Below are 20,895 nucleotides of genomic sequence, written 5' to 3'. Positions count from 1 at the left end.
CCGCCGAAGAGATCCTCGAGTCACTCGCCCGATTTTGTAGGCGAATTTCCGGCGCGGGACACTAGGTGGAATCGCGGATCACCAGGCTGGGTTCGAAGATCCGGGAGGTCGGCGGCAGGCCCGGTTCCGCGATGTGGTCGAGCAGCAGTTCCGCCATCGCGGCGCCCATCTCCTCGACCGGCTGCCGGATGGTCGTCAGCTTCGGGCGGGCGGCGAGGGCCGCGCTGCTGTCGTCGAAGCCGACCACCGCCACGTCGCCGGGTACGGTCCGGCCCCTTGACCGCAGTACGCCGAGCGCGCCCTGGGCCATCAGGTCGTTCGCGACGAAGACGCCGTCCAGGTCCGGGCGGATTCCCAGCAGCTCGGCCATGGCCTCCTCGCCGCTCGCCATCGTGAAGTTGCCTGCCACGTTCGGGATGTCGTCGCCCGCTATCCGGCGGAAGCCCGCAAGGCGTTCCCGGCTCGCGGGCACGTCGCGGGGCCCGGAGATCGTCGCCAGCCGGGAGCGGTCGCGGTCCAGGAGGTGCCAGGCCGCCAGCTCACCGCCAGCCGCGTGTTTCAGGTCCACATGCGACAGTGGATGTGCGGTGGCGGCGAACCCGACGGCCGGGATGCCCGCGATCGCGAGCATCATCGGCAGGCGGTCGTCCGGGTGGGTGGTCACCAGCAACGCGCCGTCCGCGCTCCCCTGCCGCAGGTGGGAGATGACGTCGTCGCGGGCGGAGTTGGTGTCGGCCAGCATCAGGAGCGGGTGGGTGCCGTGCCTGCGCAGGCAGTCGACCACCCCGCTGACCACGCGGCCGAAGAACGGGTCGCCGAACACGTCGTCACCGGCGCCCGAAACGACCAGCGCCACCGCGCCCGTGCGGCGGGTGACGAGCGACCTGGCCACCTGGTTCGGGGTGTACCCGGTCTTCTCGATCGCCCGCCGCACGGCCTCCTGGATGTCGCGGTCGACGTTGCGGATGCCGTTGACCACCCGCGACACGGTCGCGCGTGACACCCCGGCGACCCTGGCCACATCCTCCAGCGTGGGGGTGCGCCGTGGCGTTCGTGCTTTCATGGGGTGAATCGTACGGGAGAGCGCTCTCCGAGACGATCAGCGCTGGTAGACGCCCAGCTCGTACAGCGAGTAGCCCCAGCCGGTACCCCGTCCCGTGCCGTACAGGCGGACGTACCGGCCGGACGCGCTGACGTCGATGCCGTCGACACCGCCGTCACCGCTGGTCGTCGCGTACACCGTGCGCCAGTCCGTGCCGTTGTCCGACACCTGCAGCTCGTACGCGCGCCCGTACGCCGCCTCCCACACCAGCTGCACGTGCTGGAACGCGGTCACCGCGCCGAGGTCGACGGCCAGCCACTGCGGGTCGCTCCAGTCCGACGCCCAGCGCGTGGCGAGCGCTCCATCGACGGTGTTCCACGGCGGGAACGGCGCCCCGTCCCCCACCTGCTGGTACGACGAGGCGGTCGCGGGCCTGCCCCTGGCCACGTTCACGCCGTCCGGCTCCGGCGCGACCACCCGGAACGACCGCGTCTCGATGCCGACGTTGCCGTGCCCGTCGCGGGCGTACACGTACACCTTCCAGACACCGAGGCGGTCCGGTGCGCGCACGGTGAACGGCCCGCCGCCGGTGAACGACGCGGGCACGAGCGCGCCCGCGTCGTCGATGTACTTGCTGTTCAGCATGACGCGGTAGGAGATGTCGTCGCCGTCGGGATCCGACGCGCCGACGTCGATCGTGAAGGTGCCGCCCGCGGGCACGTCGGTGACGCGCGAGAGGTTCATCCGCGAGATCACCGGCGGGGTGTTCGCACCGGCGTCGCCGCCGAACGCGGCCGCGACCGAGTAGTACGACAGCCGCTTCTCGCCACCGGGCACCAGGTTGAACCACACGCCGCCGAAGTCCTGTTCGGTGCCGTAGTGGAACAGCGTGCCGCCGAGCGCGACGCCGGTGTGCGCGGTGAGGCAGTCCCACGCCTGCCGGTAGCCGTCCCGTTTGGCCACGTCGGACGGTTCCGCAGGCACACCGTTGACGTCGTCTGGCACCTCCCACTCACCGGCGGGGCCGCCCTCGGTGAGGATGTAGGGCTTGGTGTAGCCACCGGCCTCCCAGTCGGCGCGGACACCGCACACGGCGTCGTAGGCGTTCACCGCGTACAGGTCGAGGTCGGGTGCGTTCGCCTTGTAGTACGGCCAGGCGCCGGTCCACGCGTCGGTCGACGTCACCGGGTGGTTCGGGTCGATGCGGTGGATCGCGCGGGCGACCTCGTTGACGAAGCTCGTGTAGGCGTTGCGCTGGTTTGCCAACTCGGCGCCGGAGAAGCAGTTCTGCATGCCGAGCACGGACTCGTTGCCGACGTTCCACATCAGCACCCCTGGATGTCCTTTGTAGACATCGACCCAGCGCGTGAACTCGGCGAGCATCGTGGACTTGTAGTTCGCGTCGGTCACGTAGTTCACGCAGCCGCCGCTGCCGGGGCCGCCGCCGGGCTGCAACCAGAAACCGGCGATCACCTTGATGCCGTTGGCGGCCGCCGCGTCCAACAGCGGCGCCGACGTGCCGTCGGTGCCCCAGGTGCGGACCGTGTTGACGCCCATGGACCGCAGGTCGGGCATCCGACTCGCGGCCTCCGACACCGGTGGCCCCCAGGTGAGGCCCTTGACCTGGAACGGGGCGCCGTCGACGGTGAGCCGCCAGTCGCCGTGAGAGCCGGTCACAGCGACCACGCTCGGGGCGGCGGCCGCGGATTGCGCCGCGACCGTGAGCAGACCGGCGAGCAATGCCAGTACCAGCGCGATAGCGCGCTTCATCGCTACTCCTCAGCAGGGTTCTCGGAGTGGTTCGGAGAGCGCTCTCCCACTCGGTTCCGAGTGTTACGGGCAGATTGCCCGCATGTCAAGGGTGGCCTTGACACCGACCGCTAGGCTCATGGGAGAGCGCTCTCCCTCGCCCTGCCGAGGAGGAGTACACCCTGATGAGACGACATCTCGCGCTGGCGGCGGCCGGACTGGCCGTCGCGGCACTGCTGAGCACACCCGCCACGGCCGACCCCGCTGACGACGTGACGCACCACGAGTTCCAGGTCAACTGCTCGGTGACGCACCGGCTGCCCGACGACCCGATCGTCCTGCCGAACCTGCCTGGCGCCTCGCACGAGCACAGCTTCACCGGCAACACCACCACGAACGCGCACACGACCCTGGAGTCGCTGCGGGCCGCGGGGGTGGGCGCCACGTCGTGCCTCGCGCCCGACGACCTGTCCGCCTACTGGTTCCCGACCATGTTCAACGGGAACACGCCGGTGATCCCGAACCTCAGGCAGGTCATCTACTACAAGGCCGGCATCGAGCGGTACCAGGACGTGCGGCCGTTCCCGCCCGGACTGCGGTACGTGGCCGGCAGCCCGCAGTCCACTGTGGACCAGTTCCGCGACCACCCAGGCCGCGTGGAGGGCTGGGAATGCGGGAACTCCGCCTTCAACTGGGACTTCCCGGCGAACTGCCCGGCGGGCACCCAGCTGAACGTGCGGTTCCAGGCACCGAGTTGCTGGGACGGCGTGCACCTGGACCCCCCCGACCACAAGAGCCACATGGCCTATCCGGGCAACGGCGTCTGCCCGTCGTCGCACCCGAAGCCGGTGCCGATGCTGGAGTTCAAGATCGCGTTCCCCGTCGACGGGAACCTGAGCCAGGTCCGGCTGGCGAGTGGCCGCGGCTTCAGCTGGCACTACGACTTCTTCAACGCATGGGACGAGCCGACGCTCGCGGCACTGGTGAGCCACTGCATCAACGGCGGCCTGCAGTGCGACCCGCGCGGCTACGACCAGTACAAACCGCACCGCGGCGCGGTGCTCGGCGCGAACCACCGCCTGCCTGGCAGGCCGTGAGATCGGTCTCCGGCACCGGTCATACCACCCGGCCGGTGCCGGAGACACTGCGGCACAAGGGATTGCCCCGGCCACAACCGGGTATCCCGGCGGAAAGAAGGTCCCAGAAAGGATCCCCGCCATGCTCGCGATCCTCGCAGCGGTTCTGTTCGCCATCGCTCTCATCATGGATCTGGCCGAAGCCTCCATCGGCATCGCGGCCAGCGCGTTCGTCACGGCGGGTCTGCTGTGCCTGGCCCTGCACATGGCAGGCATCGGCACCCGGATGCCCGCCAGGAACGGCGGCCGCCGCTGGTCGATGCGCCGCTGACCGCTGCGGCATCGGGGTGACGTCCTGGTCCTGCCGGGTGACCCGGGCCGTAACCCCGTGGCGGACCCGTTACCTTCCACCACGTGCGACCCGGAGATGTGCCAGAGCGACACCCCGTGCCCGACGGGCAGTGGCCGGCACACGCCGCCGACGCGACCCGGATCGTCTTCCACGGCAAGGGATACGACGGTTCGGGTCGCACGGCGGGTGGGTCGTTGTTCCTGCCGGTCGGATCGCCGCCGGCCGGTGGCTGGCCGGTCGTCAGCTACGCGACCGGTCTCGGCCCGGGCCTCGCCGCGCCGGAACGCGTGCACGCCGACCGGTGGCTCACCGCCGGGTACGCGGTCACCGTCGCCGACCACCACGACCTCGGCCCGCACCCGTACCTCAACGGCGAGGCCCTCGCCGACGACATGATCGACATCGTCCGCGCGGCCAGGAAGTCCGACCCGCGCGTGGGACGTACGTGGCTCGCCGTCGGGTTCGGGCGTGGCGCGCACGCGGCCTTGTTCACCGGGCTGGTCGCGAGCCACTACGCGCCGGAACTCCATTTCCGCGGCACGGTCGCGATCGCGCCGCCCGTGCATCCGCCGCTGATCGCCGCCGAACTGACCGCCGACGGCGCCGCACCGGTGTCGCCGCTGGTGCCGTTCCTGCTCACCGGGGTGCGCGCGGACTTCCTGACCGAAACCGGGCGGGCGCTGGCGGCGCTCGCGGGGCGGGCCACGTTCGACGAGGTGGCCGACGCAGTCGACGGCGTCACCAACGACGATGGCGGGTTCACCGACCTGCACCGGCGGCCCGGCGTCGCACCGGTGCTCGACGCGTGCCGCGTGCCGGTGACCCGCATGGACCGGCCGGTGCTGATGACCGCGGGCGACGCCGACGACGCGGTCCCGGCCGACGTCGTCGCCGGCTACTTCAGGGACGTCCGGCGGACCGGCGCGGACGTGCGGTTCGACCGGCACGACACCACGCACCTCGGGTTGTTGCGCGTCGGCCTCGACGAGATGGTCGCGTGGGCGCGGCGGCCCGGTTTCGGCAGGCGAACCGGCGACCGCGACGGCAGGCTGACCGGCGACGACTTCGCGGTGTGCGCGCTGCGGCTGGTGCAGGCGTGCGGCGAGCCGCCTGGTTCGCCTGCCGCTCAGGCGGTGCGGCGCGGGTACGGCACGTTGTGGCGGCAGGTCGCGGCCCGCTCGGGTGCCACGGTCGACCAGCGGGAGTTCCTGCACTGGCTGGACTCCGGCACCGCGAGTGGGTTCGAGGCGGCCGTGCACGACCTGGCGGACGCGGTGCTGCACCTGGCGCGCAGCAGCGACTCGGTGCCCGCGGCGGAGATCGCGGCCGCGGTCCGCGACCCCGGCCGCACCGACGACTGGCTCTTCGCCCAGCTCTGACCGGAACGGGGAACTCAGCGGTCGCGAACGGGGGACTCGCGGGTCCTGAACGGGGGACTCGCGCGGGTCGGGCGCAGGGCCGCCTGCTGCGGCACGCGCGCACCCCGCTCGGCACCCAGCTCACCGGTGGTAGCTGAGCAGCACCGCACGCCCGTCGAGCGGCCGCGTCGCCGCGAGCTTCAGGTCGAACCGCCCGGCCAGCGGGAACAGCCGCTTGCCGCCGCCGAGCACGACCGGGTGCACGACCACCTGGTACTCGTCGATCAGGTCCAGCGCGGCGAGCGCGGCCGCCAGCCCGGCGCCGCCGGTGAGCAGGAGATCCTTGTCCTGCCGTGCTTTCAGCGCACGGACAGCGCCCACCACGTCGGTCTCGACCCGCGCGCCCCACCCGGCCTCGGTGAGGGTGCGGGAGAAGACGACCTTGGGCATGTTCCGCCACACCTTCGCGAACGCGAGGTCGTGCGGGTGGTCGGAGATCTGGTCGGCGGTCGGCCAGTAGCCCGACATCAGCTCCCACACGACCCGGCCGTACAGGAACGTGCCGACCCGCTCGTTGAGCCCGTCGGAGTACGCGCTCAGCTCCGGGCCCATGACCGGCCAGTCGAACTCGCCGTTCGGCCCGGCGATGAAACCGTCGACGGACGCGTGGACCCAGTAGACGACCTTGCTCATTTCCCTGCTCCTCTTCCCGGTGGTCACGGGATCAGGTCGGAGCGGGCACCGGGTTCTCTACGTCAGCGGCGAGGTTTTCGCCGAGCGCGCGCTCAGCCCCGCTGGAGCGAGGCCGGGAGCGTGAACCCGTCCGGCCCTGGCGGGAATTCGTGCACGTCGACCACGGCCGCGGCGGGGATCGGGCCGTACACGTGCGGGAACCACGGCCCGCCCGGGATCGGCGGTGCCCCGGGCTCCCAGCGCAGCGGCACGTCGAGCTTCGCCGGGTCGATCTCGAGGAGCAGCAGGTCGGTGCGGCCCGCGTACAGCCGGTCGGCGGGCAGGTGCACGGTGCCGGGGTCGGAGCAGTGCACGAAACCCTCGGTCGCGAGCGACGGCGCGGTGACCGGCTCGCCATGGCGGTACGCGGCCCGGTCGGTGATGTGCAGGATCACCCGCACACGCTAACCGTTTGGGTGCCGGTGGCCCGGACAGACCCGGGCCACCGGCGGCGGCCGAGGTCCCGAGTGAGCCGTCTCGGTCCTCGGCCAGGACGACCACCGAGGTGGTCGTTGGCAGGTGGGAGTGGGTTCGGGCCGGATCTGGGGTCGTTGGGCCCGAACCCACTCCGTCCGGTCAGCCGCCCGTTGACGGCGGTTCGGCGCCGCTGGGGGGCACGGCATGTGCGGCGCCGCGGGTGGGGCTGCCCGGAGTCTTGGTGACGGCTGGTTCGCTCGTCGGTTCGTCGGTCGTGCGTGTGGACTTGCCCGGATTGTCCGGCTTGCCGGGGTCGGTGGCGCCCGGCCGCTCACCTTGGCCGGGACGTGGCGGCTCGGGCGGCCGCCCGGCGGGTGGGGTCGCCGGGCGCTGACCCGGGTTCCCGCTCGCGCCCGGGTCGTCCGGCTTGCCGGGCGTGCTCGGTCTGCTGCCCGGACCGGCAGGCGCGTTCGACGTGGCGGCCTCGACGACCTCGCAGTAACCGGCGACCTCGTCCTTGCCGCCCGCGGCGTCGACCAGCGCGCGGAACGCGGGGTTGTCGAGGTTCTTGTCCTCGTGTGCCGCGTACGCCGTGCACAGACCGGCGATCGACGGGTCCGGCGCCGCGGGCGGCTGCCTGCCGTCGCTCGTGCGGGCGCCAGGCGTGTCCGAGCCGGGAGCGTTCGTGGTCGGCGGGGTGGTCGTCGTGGTCGTGGTGGTGGCGGGTGGGACCGCCGGGTTGTTCGACCACGGCACGGGCAGCGCGCCCTCGCTCGCGGCGAGCACGATCCCGGTGGAGCCCGCGACGGCCAGCACGAGCGCGGCCTTGACGGTGAGCACCCGCGCGAACGCGGCCCGGAACACCGAGCGCCTGACCGGCTCCGGGGCGACCGAGGTCGCCGCCGCGCGGAACGCGGCGACCGCCGCGTCCTCGCCGGCCAGCTCGTCGTGGTGCGCGGGCGCGGCGGCGGCGCGCAGCACGGACGCGACCGGTCCGGCACCCTTGCCGGCAACCAGTTGCTCGGCGGTGCCGCGGTCCACGCGTGGCGATCGCTGAATGCTCATGACGACTTCCTAGGCGTCGCCTTGCCCGTACGTGTCACACCGGTGGTCGTGACCCGCCGGTCACCGGTCTGGTCGAGCCGCTCGGCGAGCTTGCGCAACCCGCGCCACACCGCGGTCCGCACCGCGCCCGGCCGCTTGCCCATCACGGCGGCGACGGCCTGCGCGTCGAGGCCGAGCACGACCCGCAGCAGCACGGCCTCCGCCTGGTCGCGGGGCAGGGTGGCGATGAGCTCGACGGTCGCGTTGGTCGCGGCCTGCGTGATCGCCTGCTCCGCGGTGTCGTTGCGGTCCGGCAGGTCGACCAGCACGTCCGCGCTCAGCCCGGCGACGGGCCGCCGCTGCGCGCGCCGGACGTGGTCGAGCGCGCGGTGGCGGGCGATGGTGGCCGCCCAGCCGCGGAACCCGCCCGCGCCGTCGTCGCGGAAGGTGCGGATGTCGCGGGCGATCTGCAGCCACGTCTCCGACGCGAGGTCCTCGGCGTCCTCACCGCCGACGAGCCCGCGCAGGTACCGCAGCAGACCGGGCTGCACCTCCCGGTACAGCAGCCGGAACGCCGCCTCGTTCCCGCCCCGTGCCGCCCGCACCGCCGCGGACAGGTCAGCCGCCGTCTGACCAGCTGTCACTCAGCAACCTCGACTCGACGTAGATGGACCCCACCAGTGTTGGCGCACGGTCCACCGGAAACGTCACACGCCCCCACGCGGGGGCAGCGCCGGGTTGGTGGTCGCGCCGGTGCTGGCGCTGCCGACCTGGGCCTCGTACTTGGCGAGCACGCCGGTCCGGTGCGGGTTGGCCGGTGGCCGCCAGTCCGCCACGCGCACGGCGATGTCCTCGTCGGACAGGTCGACGTCGATGCGGCGGGCGGCGACGTCGATGGTGACCTGGTCACCGTCGCGCACGGCCGCGACCGGTCCGCCGCGCACGGCCTCCGGCGCCACGTGCCCGACCATGAAACCCCTGGTCGCGCCGCTGAACCGGCCGTCGGTGAGCAGTGCGACGTCCGCGCCGAGGCCCGCACCCATGAGCGCGCCGGTGACCGCGAGCATCTCCCGCATGCCCGGCCCGCCCGCCGGTCCTTCCGCCCGGATGACGACCACGTCACCGGCCCTGATCCCCCCGGCGAGCACGGCGGCCATCGCGGCCTCCTCGCCGTCGAACACCCGCGCGGGCCCGCGGTGGTACAGCCGCTCGTGCCCGGACAGCTTCACGACGGAGCCCTCCGGTGCGAGGTTGCCGCGCAGGATCGCGAGGCCGCCGGTCGGCTTGAGCGGCCGGTCCAGCGGCAGGACCACCTCCTGGCCCTCGGTCTCGGCGGCGTCGTGCGCGGCCACGCCGATGGTCTGCCCGGTGACGGTCATCGCGTCCGGGTCGAGCAGCCCGCCGTCGAGGAGACGCCGGACGAGCAGCGGCACCCCGCCCGCCGCGTACAGGTCGGTGGCGACGAACCGCCCGCCGGGCCGCAGGTCGCAGATCAGCGGGGTCCTGGCGCTGATCTCGTCCATGTCGTCGATGTCGACCACCACCCCCGTCTCGGCGGCGACCGCGAGCAGGTGCAGTACGGCGTTGGTGGAGCCGCCGGACGCGGCGACCGCGGTCATCGCGTTGCGGATGGACGCGCGGGTGATCACGTCCCGTGGCCGGATGCCGGCGGCGAGCACGTCCATGGCGAGGTGCCCGACCCGCTCCGCGACCCCCGGCTTGCCGTCGTCCTCGGCGGGCACCATGGCCGAGCCGAGCGGCGAAAGGCCCATCACCTCGAACACCATCGCCATCGTGTTGGCGGTGAACTGCCCGCCGCACGCGCCGACCCCCGGTGACGCGGCCGCCTCCAGTTCCGCCAGTTCCGCGTCGGTGATCCGGCCCGCCGAGTGCGCGCCGACCGCCTCGAACACCTCCTGCACGGTGACGTCCCTGCCCTGCCAGCAGCCGGGCCGGATCGACCCGCTGTAGAGCAGCACGCCCGGCAGGTCGAGGCGGGCCATGGCCATCACCACACCGGGCAGCGTCTTGTCGCACCCGGCGATCCCGACGAGCGCGTCGAAGCAGTGCCCGCGCGCGACCAGCTCGATCGAGTCGGCGATGACCTCCCGCGACACCAGCGAGGTCCGCATGCCGGGCGTGCCCATGGCGATGCCGTCGGAGATCGCGATCGTGTTGACCTCCATGGGGGTGCCGCCCCGCGCCAGCACCCCGTTCTTCACGGCCGCCGCGAGCGTGCGGTGCGTGAAGTTGCACGGCATGGTCTCGGTCCAGCAGTGCGCCACGCCGACGAACGGCTTGCCGAGCGCGTCGTCGTCGTAGCCCATGCCCTTGAGCTGTGCCCGCGCCCCGGCCCTGGCGGGCCCTTCCACGAGCGCGCGCGAACGGTGCCTGAGCTCCATGGACGCCTCCCTGCGATGGCCGGTCGGGTCCACCGTAGGACGGGCGACCGCCAATAGCATCGCCGGATGGAGTTGCGGCAGATCGAGCACTTCCTGGCGGTGGCGCGGCATTCCGCGTTCACCCCGGCGGCGCAGGAGATCCACATGGTGCAGTCGGCGCTGTCCGCGTCGGTGCGCAAACTGGAGACCGACCTGGGCTCCCCGCTGTTCGAGCGCACCAGCCGGGGTGTCCTGCTGACCGAGGCGGGCCACGCGCTGCTGCCGGTGGCGCGGCGGATGGTGGCGGACGCGGACGCGGCCCGCGGCGAGGTCGCGGCGGTGCTCGGCCTGCACCGGGGGCGGGTGTCGATCGGCACCATCCAGGCGCTGACGATGGTGGACCTGCCGCGTGAGCTCGGCGAGTTCCGGCGGCGGCACGAGGGGGTGCAGATCCACGTGCGGGACGGTCTGGTGCCCGCGCTGGCGGCCGCGGTCGCGGGTGGTGAGCTGGACCTGGCGTACCTGGCGGCGGACGGGCCGCTGCCACCGGACCTCGCCGTGTTCGCCACCTGGCGCCAGAAGCTGGTGCTGGTGACCCACCCGGGGCACCGGCTCGCCGGGCGGGCTCGGGTACGGCTGTCCGAACTGGACGGTGAACCGTTCGTCGACCTGCAGGGCAGCGGCATGCAGGCGATGGTGCGCCGCCGGTTCGCCGACGCCGGGCTGGCGACGAACCCGGTCTGCGAGGCGACGCACATCCCGCTGCTGCTCGACCTCGTCGCCGCCGGGCTGGGTGTCACCGTCGTGCCGCGAGGGGTTGCCGAACGGGCGGGCCTGCCGTTCGCGACCGTGACGAAGGCCGGTCTCACCCGCACCATCTACCTGGCGGGCCGCTCCCCGGTCCCGTCGAACCCGGCGGCGCGGGCCCTGCTCGCGCACCTGACGAGCCAGCAGCCGACCACGGTGAGGAACAGCAGCAGCGGCACCCAGCCCACGATCCCGGCGAGCGCCGCGAGGACGAGGACCCGGACGGCGAAGGCCATCGGCAGCCGTCCCGGGTCGTCCTGATCCGCGTTCACGCCACCAGTGTTCGCCCGGGCCGGCCGCCGGTCCAACGCTCATCCGCGCTGCGGCCCATCGACGGCGTCGATGGCCGCGCCTTCCGAGCGAGTGCGGCCGCGTGGCTCGTCGTGCGGGACCGGCGGTGGCGGGTGAGGATCGGCGCGTGCTCGACATCAGCGGAGTCACCTGGGCCGTCACCATCGGCCTCATCGTCGTCCTGCTCGCGGTGGACCTCGTCGCCGCCGGGATCCGGCCGCACCGGGTCGGGTTCAAGGAGGCGACCGCGTGGTCGGTGTTCTACATCGCCGTCGCGGTCGCGTTCGGGGTGTGGTTCACGATGGCCTACGGCGGTGCGGCGGGCACCGAGTACTTCGCGGGCTACATCGTCGAGAAGAGCCTGTCGGTCGACAACCTGTTCGTGTTCGTGATCGTGATGACCACGTTCGCCGTCCCGGAGGAGCACCAGCACAAGGTCCTCACGTTCGGCATCGTGCTCGCGCTGGTGATGCGGGCGATCTTCATCATGCTCGGCGCGACGCTGCTGTCGCTGTTCTCGTTCATGTTCCTGCTGTTCGGGCTGCTGCTGATCGGGACGGCGATCCAGCTGTTCCGGCACCGCGACGAGGACCCCGACATCGAGGACAACGTCATGGTCAAGGCCGCGCGCCGGGTGCTGCCGCTGACCGACGAGTACGTGGACGGCAGGCTGGTCACGAAGGTCGACGGCAGGCGGATGGCCACCCCGCTGCTGGTGGTGCTGGTCGCGATCGGCAGCATCGACCTGCTGTTCGCGCTGGACTCGATCCCGGCGGTGTTCGGGGTGACCGACGAGGCGTACATCGTGTTCGCGGCCAACGCGTTCGCGCTGCTGGGCCTGCGTGCGCTGTACTTCCTCGTGAAGGGCCTGCTGGACCGCCTGGTGTACCTGTCGGCCGGTCTCGCGCTGATCCTCGCGTTCATCGGGGTGAAGCTGATCCTGCACTGGGCGCACGTGGACATCGACGAGCGCGTCCCGGAGATCCCGACACCGCTCAGCCTCGGCGTGATCGTCGCCGTGCTGGCGGTCGTGACGGTCGCGAGCCTCGTCAAGACCCGCAGGGACCCCTCGGCCAAGGCCCACCCCGGTTCACTGCGGGCGCACCGCAAGGGTGAGCGCGGTCATCCGGACGGGTGACTGAACCGCCCGTGACGTTTGGGCGGCCCCCGTGTCTGTCAATTGTTGATGGGCACCTCGCAGGAGGGGGTCACATGCCCGCGCTCGACACCGCGCTCGACACGGCGACGCTCGTCGCCAGGGCGAGAGACGGCGACGTCCGTTCCTACGAGCAGGTCGTGCGCCGCTACCAGGCGCCGATCTACCGGCTCGCGCTGCGCATGCTGTCCAGCCCGGCCGACGCGGAGGACGTCGTGCAGGAGACGTTCCTGACGGCGTGGCGGCGGCTGTCGCAGCTGCACGACGACGGCGCGTTCGTCGGCTGGCTGTACCGCGCGACGACCAACCGGTGCCTGAACGTGATCCGTGCCCGCAAACCGGTCGCCGACGTCGAGCTGGACACGCGCGAGTCACCGTCCCCGGACGGCAGACCGGAGCGGGCCGCGGAGACCGGCGCGCAGATGTCGGCGCTGGTGTCGGCGCTGGACCGGCTGACGCCGGAGCAACGCGCCTGCTGGCTGCTGCGTGAGGTCCACGGCCGGTCCTACGAGGAGATCGCCCGCGCCATCGGCACCACCGCCACCGCGGTGCGCGGCCGGATCGCGCGGGCCCGTGCCCAGCTCGCGGAGGTGATGTCGCCGTGGCGGTGAACCAGGGTTACGCGTTGCCGTGCGGCCGGGACGTGGAGGACGTGTGGCAGCACCTCGACGGCGGTGACGAGCACGACCGCACCTGCCCCCACTGCCAGGGCGCGCGGCAGAGCCTCACGGTGCTGCGCGACCTGACGAGGGAACTGGCCGAGGACGACGCCGCGCCGTCGATGAACCTGACGGACCGCATCATGTCGGCGGTCCGCGCGGACCTGCGCAGGCACGAGCTGCTCGGCCCGGCGACGGCCGAGGGCGGTGTGCGGGTCAGCGCGCAGGCGGTGGCCGCGGTGCTGCGGTTCGCCGCGGACGGGGTCGACGGGGTGCGCGCCCGCGGCTGCCGGGTCACCGAGGTGCCCGGCGACGACCTGGCGATCGAGGTGGACATGGCGGTCGCGGTCGAGTTCGGGCTGTTCGCGCTCGCCGCGCTGGACGAGGTGCGGACACGGGTGGCCAGCGCCGCGGCGGCCCAGGTCGGGGTGCGGCTGGCGCGGTTCGACGTGACCGTGGCGGACCTGTACGACACCGGAGGCCGGGCATGATCCCCATCGCGCTGGAGAGTTCGGTCGCCGGAGCCCGGTCGGAGGCCGCGCTCTCACCCGCCGTGGTCGCGGCGGTCGCGGCCCGAGCGGCCGCGGCCGTGCCCGGGGTGCGGCGGGTCGAGCCAGGGGTCACCGGGCTCGTCACGTCCGTGGTGCGGGCCGCGCGGCAGCGGGTCAAGGGGCTCACCCCGGCGCCGACCGAGGGCGTCCGGGTCTTCGTCGCGGACGGCAGACCGCACGTCGAGATCGGGATCGCGGTTTCCGGGCAGGCGATCGCGGTCGGCAACGCCGTCCGTGCGGCGGTGGCGGCGGAACTCGCCGAGGCCACGGGCATCTCGGCGGCGGTGACCGTGGCCGTGCTCGACATCGAGCTGCCGAGATGACCGCGACCACCGGCTCGGTCGCCGAGGTGTTGCTCGCCGCGCTGCGGACGGTGCCGGAGCTGCGGCCCGCGACGCCGCGGGTCGAGCGGTTCCCGTGGGACCTCGACCTGCTCTCGGTCGACGTCGGGCCCGAGGTCGTCGAGGTGCGGCTCGTCGCGCTCGCGCTCCCCTTACCGCCCTTGCTGCGGCGGGCGGAAACCGCTCTCCGGCAGGCCCTCGCCGGTGTCGGCAGGGAGAAGACCCTGCTGCGGCTGGTGGTCACCGACATCGACGCCACCGCGTGACGAACCGACGTCACGGCGTGTCCATGCAGTACCGACAACGAACAGGGAGGACATCATGACCGGAACAGCAGCCAAGACAACGGAGAACGAGACCAAGCGCGAGGACAACAGCGCGGTCTCCCGCCTGGTGACGAACCAGGGATCGACCACGATCGCGGACACCGTGGTGCAGAAGATCGCCGGTCTCGCGACCCGCGAGATCTCCGGTGTGCACGCGCTCGGCGGCGGCACCGCCCGTGCGCTCGGCGCGCTGCGGGAACGCATCCCGGGTGCCACGGCAAGCGCCGGGCAGGGTGTCGCGGTGGAGGTCGGCGAGAAGCAGGCGGCCGTCGACCTGCAGATCGTCGTCGAGTACGGCGTCGCGATCACCGACCTGTCGCGGTCCATCCGCCGCAACGTGATCACCTCGATCGAGCAGATGACCGGGCTCGAGGTCGTCGAGGTCAACATCAACGTCAGCGACGTGTACATCCCGAGCGACGACGACGCCGAGCCGGAACAGAACAGGGTGCAGTGATGAGCTCGGCACACATCGGCCTGCTCACCGGGCTGGCACTGGGCATGGCGGCCGCGTTCGGCGGTTTCGGCACGTTCCTCGTCGTGCTCGTCCTCGGGGTGCTCGGCCTGCTGGTGGGCCGGTACGCCGACGGCAAACTGGACCTGGCGGCGCTGATGGGCAGGGACCGGGGATGACCGCCGCCACCTCGGCACCCGCGAGCCGGGGCCGGACCACGGTCGGTGCGCACGCCGTCGAACGCATCGCAGCGCACGCGTTGTCCGAAGTGGACGGTGTAGGCGGGACGGCACGGACGATGCTGGGCATCGCGGTCGGTGCGGACGGGGCGGACCGCGATGCCCGCGTATCCGCCCGGGTCGCCGGTGCGGAGGTCGAGCTGACCGTGCGGATGTCGGTCGCGTACCCGGCGTCCGTGCGGGCCACCGCGCGCCGGGCCCGCGAGCACCTGACGACCAGGGTCGGCGGCCTCACCGGCCTCCACGTGTCCACAGTGGACGTCACGGTCACCGAGCTGTACCAGGACGTCGCGGCCCCGAGGAGGGTGTCGTGAAGCGGCGGCCACGGCGCGGGATCGCGGCCACCGTGGTCGCACTGGTCCTGTGTGCTGCGGGCGTGCTGGCGGCGGTCGTCGCGATCCAGTCGCTGCTCGGCGAGCGCCCGTGGGTCAGCTACGACTGGGCGGCGCGGACGCTGTACGACACGCGCTGGCAGGACACGGCCGTGCTCATCGCCGGGATCGTCGTCGCCGTACTGGGTCTCCTGGTGCTGACCGCCGCGTTACTGCCGGGCAAGCCGACCGTGCTTCCGTTGCGGGACGACGACTCCGAGCTCGACACGGGCGCGTCCCGGCGCGGTCTCCTCGGCACGCTGCGGGCCGCTGCCGCGTCCGTCGACGGGGTGTCCTCGGCGCGGCTGCGCCTCGGCCGCCGCCGCGTGCGGGCCGCGGTCCGCACGCACCGGGTCACCACGGCAGGCCTCGGGGACGCGGTGACCTCGGCCGTCACGCACCGGCTGGCACAGATCGGCCCGGCGACCGACCTGACCGTCCACACGCGAACGTCGACCACGAGGAAGGCGCGGTGAACCGGGTACTGCTCGCGGTGATCGGGCTGGTCCTGCTGCTGGCGGGCGTGTTCGCGGTCGTGACGAACACCGGCGTGCTCACGGTCGTGGACCGCGGTGCACGGCTGGCGCCGGGCACGGCCACACCGCCGACGTGGGTGTGGTACGTCGTCGCCGCGGTCGGCGTCGTCGCCGCGCTGCTCGCACTGCGCTGGCTGCTGACCCAGCTCACCCCGGCGACGAAAACCCGTACGTGGCAACTGGAAGAGGACCCCGAGCCCGGCCGCACCGAGCTGTCGACCAGCACCGCGACCGCACCGTTCGTCACCGACGTGACCGCGTGCCCCGGCGTGCACACGGCACGCGCGGCGCTGGCAGGACCGCAGGAGTCGCCGCGGCTCGCGGTGGTGGTCGACATCGAACAGGACGCGTCGGTGGCGGCCGTGCGGGAACACATCGGCACCTACGCGCTCCCCCGGCTGCGGCAGGCGCTGGACCTGGACACCCTGCCCACCGCGGTGGAGTTCCGCTTCACCACGAAGGCGGGCGCCAGGGTCCAGTGACCCCTCACCACCCGGCGAGGTCGGGAGCGCCCTGGCTTTGGTGCGCGGGCAATGCCCTGAAAGGCGCGTTCAGGTCACTGAGCGCCCTGAACGCGCCTTTCAGGGCATTCGTCCGTGCGTGGGTGCCGAGTAGGCGGCGACGGCCTTCCTGGTCTCCTCGGCGACGAGGTCGCCGTTGATCTGCGCACCGGCGCCAGCACCCGCCGCGGCGGACGGGCCGACCTGTGCCATCAGGTCGGTGACGTTGCCCGCCACCCACACGCCGGGCACGTCGGTGCGGCCCATCGGGTCGGCGGGCAGGTGCTCGCCCACGCCGGCCGGATGCGGCACGGGCCGCAGCCCGAGGTTCGCGAGGAACCCGGCCCTGGCCACCATCCTGGTCGCGACCGCCACCGCGGTGCGGGCCACGACCGTGCCGTCCGCCAGTCGCACCCCGGTGATCCGGTCGTCGGCGATCTCGAGGCCCGCCACCTCGCCGGGCACCACCCGGATGCCGCGTGCGGCCAGCTCCTCCGCCTGCTCCGCCGTCGGCGGCGCGGTGTGCGCGAAGTAGGTGACGTCCGCCGACAGCTGCCGGAACATCTGTGCCTGGTGCACCGACATCGGCCCCGTCGCCAGCACGCCGACCGCCTGGTCGCGGATCTCCCAGCCGTGGCAGTACGGGCAGTGCACCACGTCCTTGCCCCAGCGTTCCCGCAGGCCGGGAAGCTCGGGCAGCTCGTCGACGAGCCCGGTCGCCACCAGCAGGCGGCGGGCGTGGAGCGCGCTCCCGTCGGTGAGCGTGACGGTGAACCGCTCGCCGTCGCGGGTCACGTCCGCCACCTCGCCGGGCAGGATCTCGCCGCCGTAGCGGCGGACCTCCTCCCGGCCGCGGGCCAGCAGCTCGGCTGGCGGCGTGCCCTCCCTGCCCAGCAGCCCGTGCACCCCGTCGGCGGGCGCGTTGCGGGGTCTGCCTGAGTCGACCACCACCACCGACCGCCGCGAGCGGACCAGCATCAGGGCCCCGTTCAGCCCGGCGGCACCGCCGCCGACGACAACCACGTCGTACTCGGTCATCCTGACCACCTCCGCCGCCAACGATGCCCACGGCCCCGCTCAGGTGGCAAATAGCTTTGCCGAACTGGCAAACTGGGCGGATGGACGACCTCGATCAGGCGCTGGACGCCGTAGGCCCCCGGCTGCGCGCGCTGCGCAAGCAGCGGGAGACGACGCTGGCCGACCTGTCCTCGGCGACGGGCATCTCGGTGAGCACGCTCTCCCGCCTGGAGTCCGGCGCCCGCAGGCCGACGCTGGAACTGCTGCTGCCGCTGGCCAAGGCGTACCACGTGACGCTCGACGAACTGGTCGACGCGCCACCTACCGGCGACCCGCGCATCCACCTGCGCCCGGTGCAGCGCGGCGACATGACCATGCTGCCGCTCACCCGCCGCGCGGGCGGCATACAGGCCTACAAGCTGGTGATCCCGCCAGGAAACGGCAGGCGGAAACCGGACCCGCAGACGCACGAGGGTTACGAGTGGCTGTACGTCCTCAACGGACGGTTGCGGGTGGTGCTCGGCGAGCACGACTTCGTGATGGCCCCCGGCGAGGCCGCCGAGTTCGACACCCGCGTCCCGCACTGGTTCGGCGCCGCGGACGCCGAGCCGGTCGAGTTCCTGAGCCTGTTCGGCAAACAGGGCGAACGCGCACATCTGAGGGCCCGCCCGCTCCGGAAGTCCTGAGACAACAGGGACTGCCCCGTGAGTGGGTCGTCGTGTGCTGGTCGGATCGGTCCGGTTTGGGTCGGGTGTGCTGGCTGCGGTTGGTGTTGTGGGTTTGTCCTCGCCGGACGGGCAGGTCTCGGGGGTGGCGGGGGATGCTGTTGGGCTGCGGTTGGGTTCGGGTCTGCCTGCCATCCCGTGTGGGCTTACGCCACCGTCGGGGTTGCGCAGGCTGGGCCCCGCTGCGCGGGCCCGGGGCGCGTAGCACCCGGGGGGTTTGGTGCCGTGAATGGGCGCGTTGACGGCGTGGCAATGCCCTGAAAGGCGCGTTCAGGGCGCTGGGCGTCCTGAATGGCCCATCGACGGCACTTGTTGTGCCGTGAACGCGCCCTTTCACAGCACTGGCCCGCCCTGCGGGTGCGCACTTCACATGATCTTCACGGAATCGAACACCTACACGCTGCGCAGTACCGACACCACCACGCCCAGCACCACCGCGCGGTCGCCGTCGATGACGTCGTACGCCGGGTTGCGGGGTTCCAGGTACACGTGCCCGTCGCGGCGGCGGTACACCTTCACCGTCGCCTCCTCGTCGATCATCGCGGCGACGATCTGGCCGGAGTGGGCCTCGCGTTCCTGGCGGACCACGACGATGTCGCCGTCGCAGATCGCGGCGTCGACCATCGAGTCGCCCCGGACCCGCAGGCCGAACACGTTGCCGCGGCCGGTGAGTCCTCGGGGCAGCGTGAGGACGTCGTCGACGTGTTCCTGCGCCGCGATCGGCACACCGGCCGCGATGTCACCGACCACCGGGACGGGCACGGAGTCCCCCGACTCGCCTGCGCCCGCCGGTCCCGCGAGGAACGCGCGCACGTCGATCGGCCTGCTGACCGAGGCGCTGCGCCGCAGGAAACCCTTGTCCTCCAGGCTGGCGAGGTGCTTGGACACCGACGACGTCGACCGCAGCCCGACCGCGTCGCCGATCTGCCGGGTGCTCGGCGAGTAGCCGTGCTCGACCACCCAGTCGCGGATGGTGGCGAGGATCCGCTGCTGTCGCTCCGGCAGGGTCGATGCGTCGAGCCCGAGATCGTCGAAAATGGTCACCGCCAGATCCTAGGGCGGTCTGTTCGTACCCGAACGGTGGCCATAGCCTCTCCCTGTTCGGGTGATATTTTCACTCCGGCTCGGGGATTACGGCCTACAACTGGGGACTTGCGCGTGTCTGTCACTTCCACTGTTCCGGTGACCTCGTCGGAGGAATCCCCCACCCGGCGGCGCAGGGCGCCGATGTGGGTGTTCGCCGCGATCGGGCTGGGTTTGCTGTTCGTGCTCGGCACGCGCGCGGCCTGGTTCTTCACCATCGACGACGCCTACATCACGTTCCGGTACTCGGACAACTTCGCCGCCGGGCACGGCCCGGTGTGGAATATCGACGAGGACCCGGTCGAGGGATTCACCAACTTCCTGTGGATGCTCTGGCACACCCCGTTCGCGCTGTTCGGGTTCGATCTGCCCATGGTGGCGAAGCTGACGTCCTTCGCCGCGGGGGCCGTCGCCCTGGTCCTCCTGGTCCGCTACTGCCACCAGCGCTACGGCTTGGTGTCCGCGCTCGTCGCGGGCGGCGCGTACGTGGTGTTCGTGCCGACCTACTTCCACCTCACCAGTGGCCTGGAAACCGTCGCGTTCGCCGCCCTGCTCCTGCGTGCGGTGGTCGTCGGTCTGAAAGCGATCAACAACCAGCCGGTACGGGTGTGGGAACCGCCACTGCTGCTCGTGCTCGCGGGCATGCTCCGACCCGAAGGCGTCCTGGCCGCCCTACCGGCTTTCGCCGCGTGGCTGTGGGTCAACCGCCGCGACCGCACCACCTGGGCGTGGACCGCAGGCGCCGCCGTGATCGGCGTCGGGTACTTCGCCTGGCGATGGTCCTACTACGGGCACTTGTTCCCGAACACCTTCTACGTCAAGTTCGGCAACGTCGACGCGGGCCGGATCTGGGTCGAGAACACCGTCCCCGTACTGCTCCCCCTCCTCCTGTGCACCATCGCGCTGCTGATCCGCCGCGAGACCCGGTGGACCGGCGCGATCCTGTGCACGACCGTCGGCGCCACCTACCTCACGTATGTGGTCTCGGGCCCGACGATGGACTACCTCTACCGGTTCGCCTACCACGCCTTCCCTGTCCTCTGCCTCGCCGCAGGACTTGCCGTCGGCCCATTCCGCCGCTGGTGGTTCGCCTCGGGCATCGGCGCGGTGGCGGTCGGGTGGGTCGCCGTCACCGGGGTACAGGCGCCGGACCTCGGCGTGATCGCCAACTACGGCCCCGACCTCGCCCGAGCCCACGTCCCCATCGGCAAGGGACTCGCCGAGGCCGACGTCCCGGCGGACCTCCGTACCGTCGCCCTCCACGATGCCGGTGCCACGCCGTACTACAGCCGGTGGCACACCATCGACTACATCGGCCTCAACGACGAACCCATCGCTCACCGCGCGGACCCCACCGAGCGTGTCACCGACGCCCGGCCGACCGTCTTCATCGTCCGCAGCATCGTCCCCGCCGTGCCAGCCTCCGCGTACCACCTCGACGTCAGACATGCCACCGAGGGCTACGAACACGTCGCGATGATCCAAATGCGTGCTGACTACTACATGCAGGTCTTCGCGCTGCCCGAGTGGGCCGACGAGGTCCGCGACGCCCTCACGCCGGTGGTCGACGACGCCCAGCGCACCTACGACCCAGGCCGTTACGAGGACACCGTCGACCGCTGGCTCGACCGCCTCCGCGCCGACCTGCCGTGGTGACCGCGAGTCAGGTGGGGAACATGTGCAGGCAC

General features: G+C 72.2%; 25 protein-coding genes. 16 read left to right on the top strand and 9 right to left on the bottom strand.

Annotation, left to right across the window (positions count from 1 at the left end):
• Positions 1 to 61: 61 nt before the first annotated feature.
• Positions 62 to 1,063: a LacI family DNA-binding transcriptional regulator gene (locus ACFPCV_RS25570; protein ID WP_378058877.1), complete on the bottom strand. Its 1,002-nt coding sequence runs from the start codon at positions 1,061 to 1,063 to the stop codon at positions 62 to 64.
• Positions 1,064 to 1,099: 36 nt separating this feature from the next.
• Complete coding sequence (locus ACFPCV_RS25565; RefSeq protein ID WP_378058876.1) at positions 1,100 to 2,812, bottom strand: discoidin domain-containing protein; 1,713 nt, start codon at positions 2,810 to 2,812, stop codon at positions 1,100 to 1,102.
• 164 nt (positions 2,813 to 2,976) lie between these two features.
• On the opposite strand from ACFPCV_RS25565, the gene ACFPCV_RS25560 reads away from it, so the two are divergent.
• The 3 genes from ACFPCV_RS25560 to ACFPCV_RS25550 all read left to right on the top strand — a co-directional run bounded on the left by ACFPCV_RS25560 (position 2,977) and on the right by ACFPCV_RS25550 (position 5,598).
• The gene (locus tag ACFPCV_RS25560; protein ID WP_378058875.1) at positions 2,977 to 3,888 is read left to right on the top strand and encodes a DUF1996 domain-containing protein; all 912 of its coding nucleotides are present in this window, start codon (positions 2,977 to 2,979) and stop codon (positions 3,886 to 3,888) included.
• A 121-nt stretch (positions 3,889 to 4,009) separates the two neighbouring features.
• On the top strand, positions 4,010 to 4,198 hold the full coding sequence (locus ACFPCV_RS25555; RefSeq protein ID WP_378058874.1) for a hypothetical protein: 189 nt from the start codon (positions 4,010 to 4,012) through the stop codon (positions 4,196 to 4,198).
• Between the two features lie 83 nt (positions 4,199 to 4,281).
• Complete coding sequence (locus tag ACFPCV_RS25550; protein WP_378058873.1) at positions 4,282 to 5,598, top strand: lipase family protein; 1,317 nt, start codon at positions 4,282 to 4,284, stop codon at positions 5,596 to 5,598.
• A gap of 120 nt (positions 5,599 to 5,718) precedes the next feature.
• Here ACFPCV_RS25550 and ACFPCV_RS25545 read toward each other — a convergent pair whose 3' ends face one another.
• From ACFPCV_RS25545 to ilvD, 5 genes are all read right to left on the bottom strand, one after another.
• Positions 5,719 to 6,270, bottom strand: a complete 552-nt coding sequence (locus tag ACFPCV_RS25545) for a dihydrofolate reductase family protein (protein WP_378058872.1) — start codon at positions 6,268 to 6,270, stop codon at positions 5,719 to 5,721.
• A 92-nt stretch (positions 6,271 to 6,362) separates the two neighbouring features.
• Positions 6,363 to 6,704, bottom strand: a complete 342-nt coding sequence (locus tag ACFPCV_RS25540; RefSeq protein ID WP_378058871.1) for a DUF952 domain-containing protein — start codon at positions 6,702 to 6,704, stop codon at positions 6,363 to 6,365.
• Positions 6,705 to 6,885: 181 nt separating this feature from the next.
• Positions 6,886 to 7,791: a hypothetical protein gene (locus ACFPCV_RS25535; protein WP_378058870.1), complete on the bottom strand. Its 906-nt coding sequence runs from the start codon at positions 7,789 to 7,791 to the stop codon at positions 6,886 to 6,888.
• Complete coding sequence (locus ACFPCV_RS25530) at positions 7,788 to 8,414, bottom strand: RNA polymerase sigma factor (RefSeq protein ID WP_378058869.1); 627 nt, start codon at positions 8,412 to 8,414, stop codon at positions 7,788 to 7,790. The genes ACFPCV_RS25535 and ACFPCV_RS25530 overlap by 4 nt, the downstream gene beginning before the upstream one ends.
• A gap of 63 nt (positions 8,415 to 8,477) precedes the next feature.
• On the bottom strand, positions 8,478 to 10,172 hold the full coding sequence (gene ilvD / locus ACFPCV_RS25525; RefSeq protein ID WP_378058868.1) for a dihydroxy-acid dehydratase: 1,695 nt from the start codon (positions 10,170 to 10,172) through the stop codon (positions 8,478 to 8,480).
• A gap of 66 nt (positions 10,173 to 10,238) precedes the next feature.
• Between ilvD and ACFPCV_RS25520 the strand changes: the two genes are divergently transcribed.
• From ACFPCV_RS25520 to ACFPCV_RS25470, 11 genes are all read left to right on the top strand, one after another.
• Positions 10,239 to 11,219, top strand: coding sequence for a LysR family transcriptional regulator (locus tag ACFPCV_RS25520; RefSeq protein WP_378058867.1), 981 nt, complete (start codon positions 10,239 to 10,241; stop codon positions 11,217 to 11,219).
• Between the two features lie 157 nt (positions 11,220 to 11,376).
• Positions 11,377 to 12,387: a TerC/Alx family metal homeostasis membrane protein gene (locus ACFPCV_RS25515; RefSeq protein ID WP_378058866.1), complete on the top strand. Its 1,011-nt coding sequence runs from the start codon at positions 11,377 to 11,379 to the stop codon at positions 12,385 to 12,387.
• A 74-nt stretch (positions 12,388 to 12,461) separates the two neighbouring features.
• The gene (locus ACFPCV_RS25510) at positions 12,462 to 13,016 is read left to right on the top strand and encodes an RNA polymerase sigma factor (protein ID WP_378058865.1); all 555 of its coding nucleotides are present in this window, start codon (positions 12,462 to 12,464) and stop codon (positions 13,014 to 13,016) included.
• On the top strand, positions 13,007 to 13,555 hold the full coding sequence (locus ACFPCV_RS25505; RefSeq protein WP_378058864.1) for an Asp23/Gls24 family envelope stress response protein: 549 nt from the start codon (positions 13,007 to 13,009) through the stop codon (positions 13,553 to 13,555). Before ACFPCV_RS25510 ends, ACFPCV_RS25505 begins: the two co-directional genes overlap by 10 nt.
• Entirely contained in the window at positions 13,552 to 13,938 is a 387-nt protein-coding gene (locus ACFPCV_RS25500; RefSeq protein ID WP_378058861.1) for a hypothetical protein, read from the top strand. The genes ACFPCV_RS25505 and ACFPCV_RS25500 overlap by 4 nt, the downstream gene beginning before the upstream one ends.
• Positions 13,935 to 14,222, top strand: a complete 288-nt coding sequence (locus ACFPCV_RS25495) for a hypothetical protein (RefSeq protein ID WP_378058860.1) — start codon at positions 13,935 to 13,937, stop codon at positions 14,220 to 14,222. Before ACFPCV_RS25500 ends, ACFPCV_RS25495 begins: the two co-directional genes overlap by 4 nt.
• Before the next feature lie 55 nt (positions 14,223 to 14,277).
• Positions 14,278 to 14,739, top strand: a complete 462-nt coding sequence (locus ACFPCV_RS25490) for an Asp23/Gls24 family envelope stress response protein (RefSeq protein ID WP_378058859.1) — start codon at positions 14,278 to 14,280, stop codon at positions 14,737 to 14,739.
• Positions 14,739 to 14,915 carry a hypothetical protein gene (locus ACFPCV_RS25485; protein WP_378058858.1) on the top strand — a complete coding sequence of 59 codons (177 nt, stop codon included), beginning with the start codon at positions 14,739 to 14,741 and terminating at the stop codon, positions 14,913 to 14,915. Before ACFPCV_RS25490 ends, ACFPCV_RS25485 begins: the two co-directional genes overlap by 1 nt.
• A complete protein-coding gene (locus tag ACFPCV_RS25480) occupies positions 14,912 to 15,289 on the top strand; it encodes an Asp23/Gls24 family envelope stress response protein (protein ID WP_378058857.1) in 378 nt (125 codons plus the stop codon). The genes ACFPCV_RS25485 and ACFPCV_RS25480 overlap by 4 nt, the downstream gene beginning before the upstream one ends.
• Entirely contained in the window at positions 15,286 to 15,822 is a 537-nt protein-coding gene (locus ACFPCV_RS25475) for a DUF6286 domain-containing protein (RefSeq protein ID WP_378058855.1), read from the top strand. Before ACFPCV_RS25480 ends, ACFPCV_RS25475 begins: the two co-directional genes overlap by 4 nt.
• The gene (locus ACFPCV_RS25470) at positions 15,819 to 16,364 is read left to right on the top strand and encodes an alkaline shock response membrane anchor protein AmaP (protein ID WP_378058854.1); all 546 of its coding nucleotides are present in this window, start codon (positions 15,819 to 15,821) and stop codon (positions 16,362 to 16,364) included. The genes ACFPCV_RS25475 and ACFPCV_RS25470 overlap by 4 nt, the downstream gene beginning before the upstream one ends.
• A 99-nt stretch (positions 16,365 to 16,463) precedes the next feature.
• Here ACFPCV_RS25470 and ACFPCV_RS25465 read toward each other — a convergent pair whose 3' ends face one another.
• Positions 16,464 to 17,420 carry an NAD(P)/FAD-dependent oxidoreductase gene (locus tag ACFPCV_RS25465; protein ID WP_378058853.1) on the bottom strand — a complete coding sequence of 319 codons (957 nt, stop codon included), beginning with the start codon at positions 17,418 to 17,420 and terminating at the stop codon, positions 16,464 to 16,466.
• Positions 17,421 to 17,500: 80 nt separating this feature from the next.
• On the opposite strand from ACFPCV_RS25465, the gene ACFPCV_RS25460 reads away from it, so the two are divergent.
• A complete protein-coding gene (locus ACFPCV_RS25460; protein ID WP_378058852.1) occupies positions 17,501 to 18,085 on the top strand; it encodes a helix-turn-helix domain-containing protein in 585 nt (194 codons plus the stop codon).
• A 432-nt stretch (positions 18,086 to 18,517) separates the two neighbouring features.
• Here the strand turns inward: ACFPCV_RS25460 and lexA are convergent, their stop codons facing one another.
• A complete protein-coding gene (gene lexA / locus ACFPCV_RS25455) occupies positions 18,518 to 19,168 on the bottom strand; it encodes a transcriptional repressor LexA (RefSeq protein ID WP_378058851.1) in 651 nt (216 codons plus the stop codon).
• 138 nt (positions 19,169 to 19,306) lie between these two features.
• Here lexA and ACFPCV_RS25450 point away from each other — a divergent pair, with 138 nt between their 5' ends.
• Positions 19,307 to 20,863 (top strand): hypothetical protein, encoded by a 1,557-nt coding sequence (locus ACFPCV_RS25450; protein ID WP_378058850.1) that lies wholly within the window; start codon positions 19,307 to 19,309, stop codon positions 20,861 to 20,863.
• Positions 20,864 to 20,895: the final 32 nt, after the last annotated feature.

It is taken from the genome of Actinophytocola glycyrrhizae (assembly GCF_042653545.1).
Classification (GTDB): Bacteria; Actinomycetota; Actinomycetes; order Mycobacteriales; family Pseudonocardiaceae; genus Actinophytocola; species Actinophytocola glycyrrhizae.
Note: the sequence above shows the minus strand (reverse complement) of the source record. Positions and strands in the feature narration are given on the sequence as shown.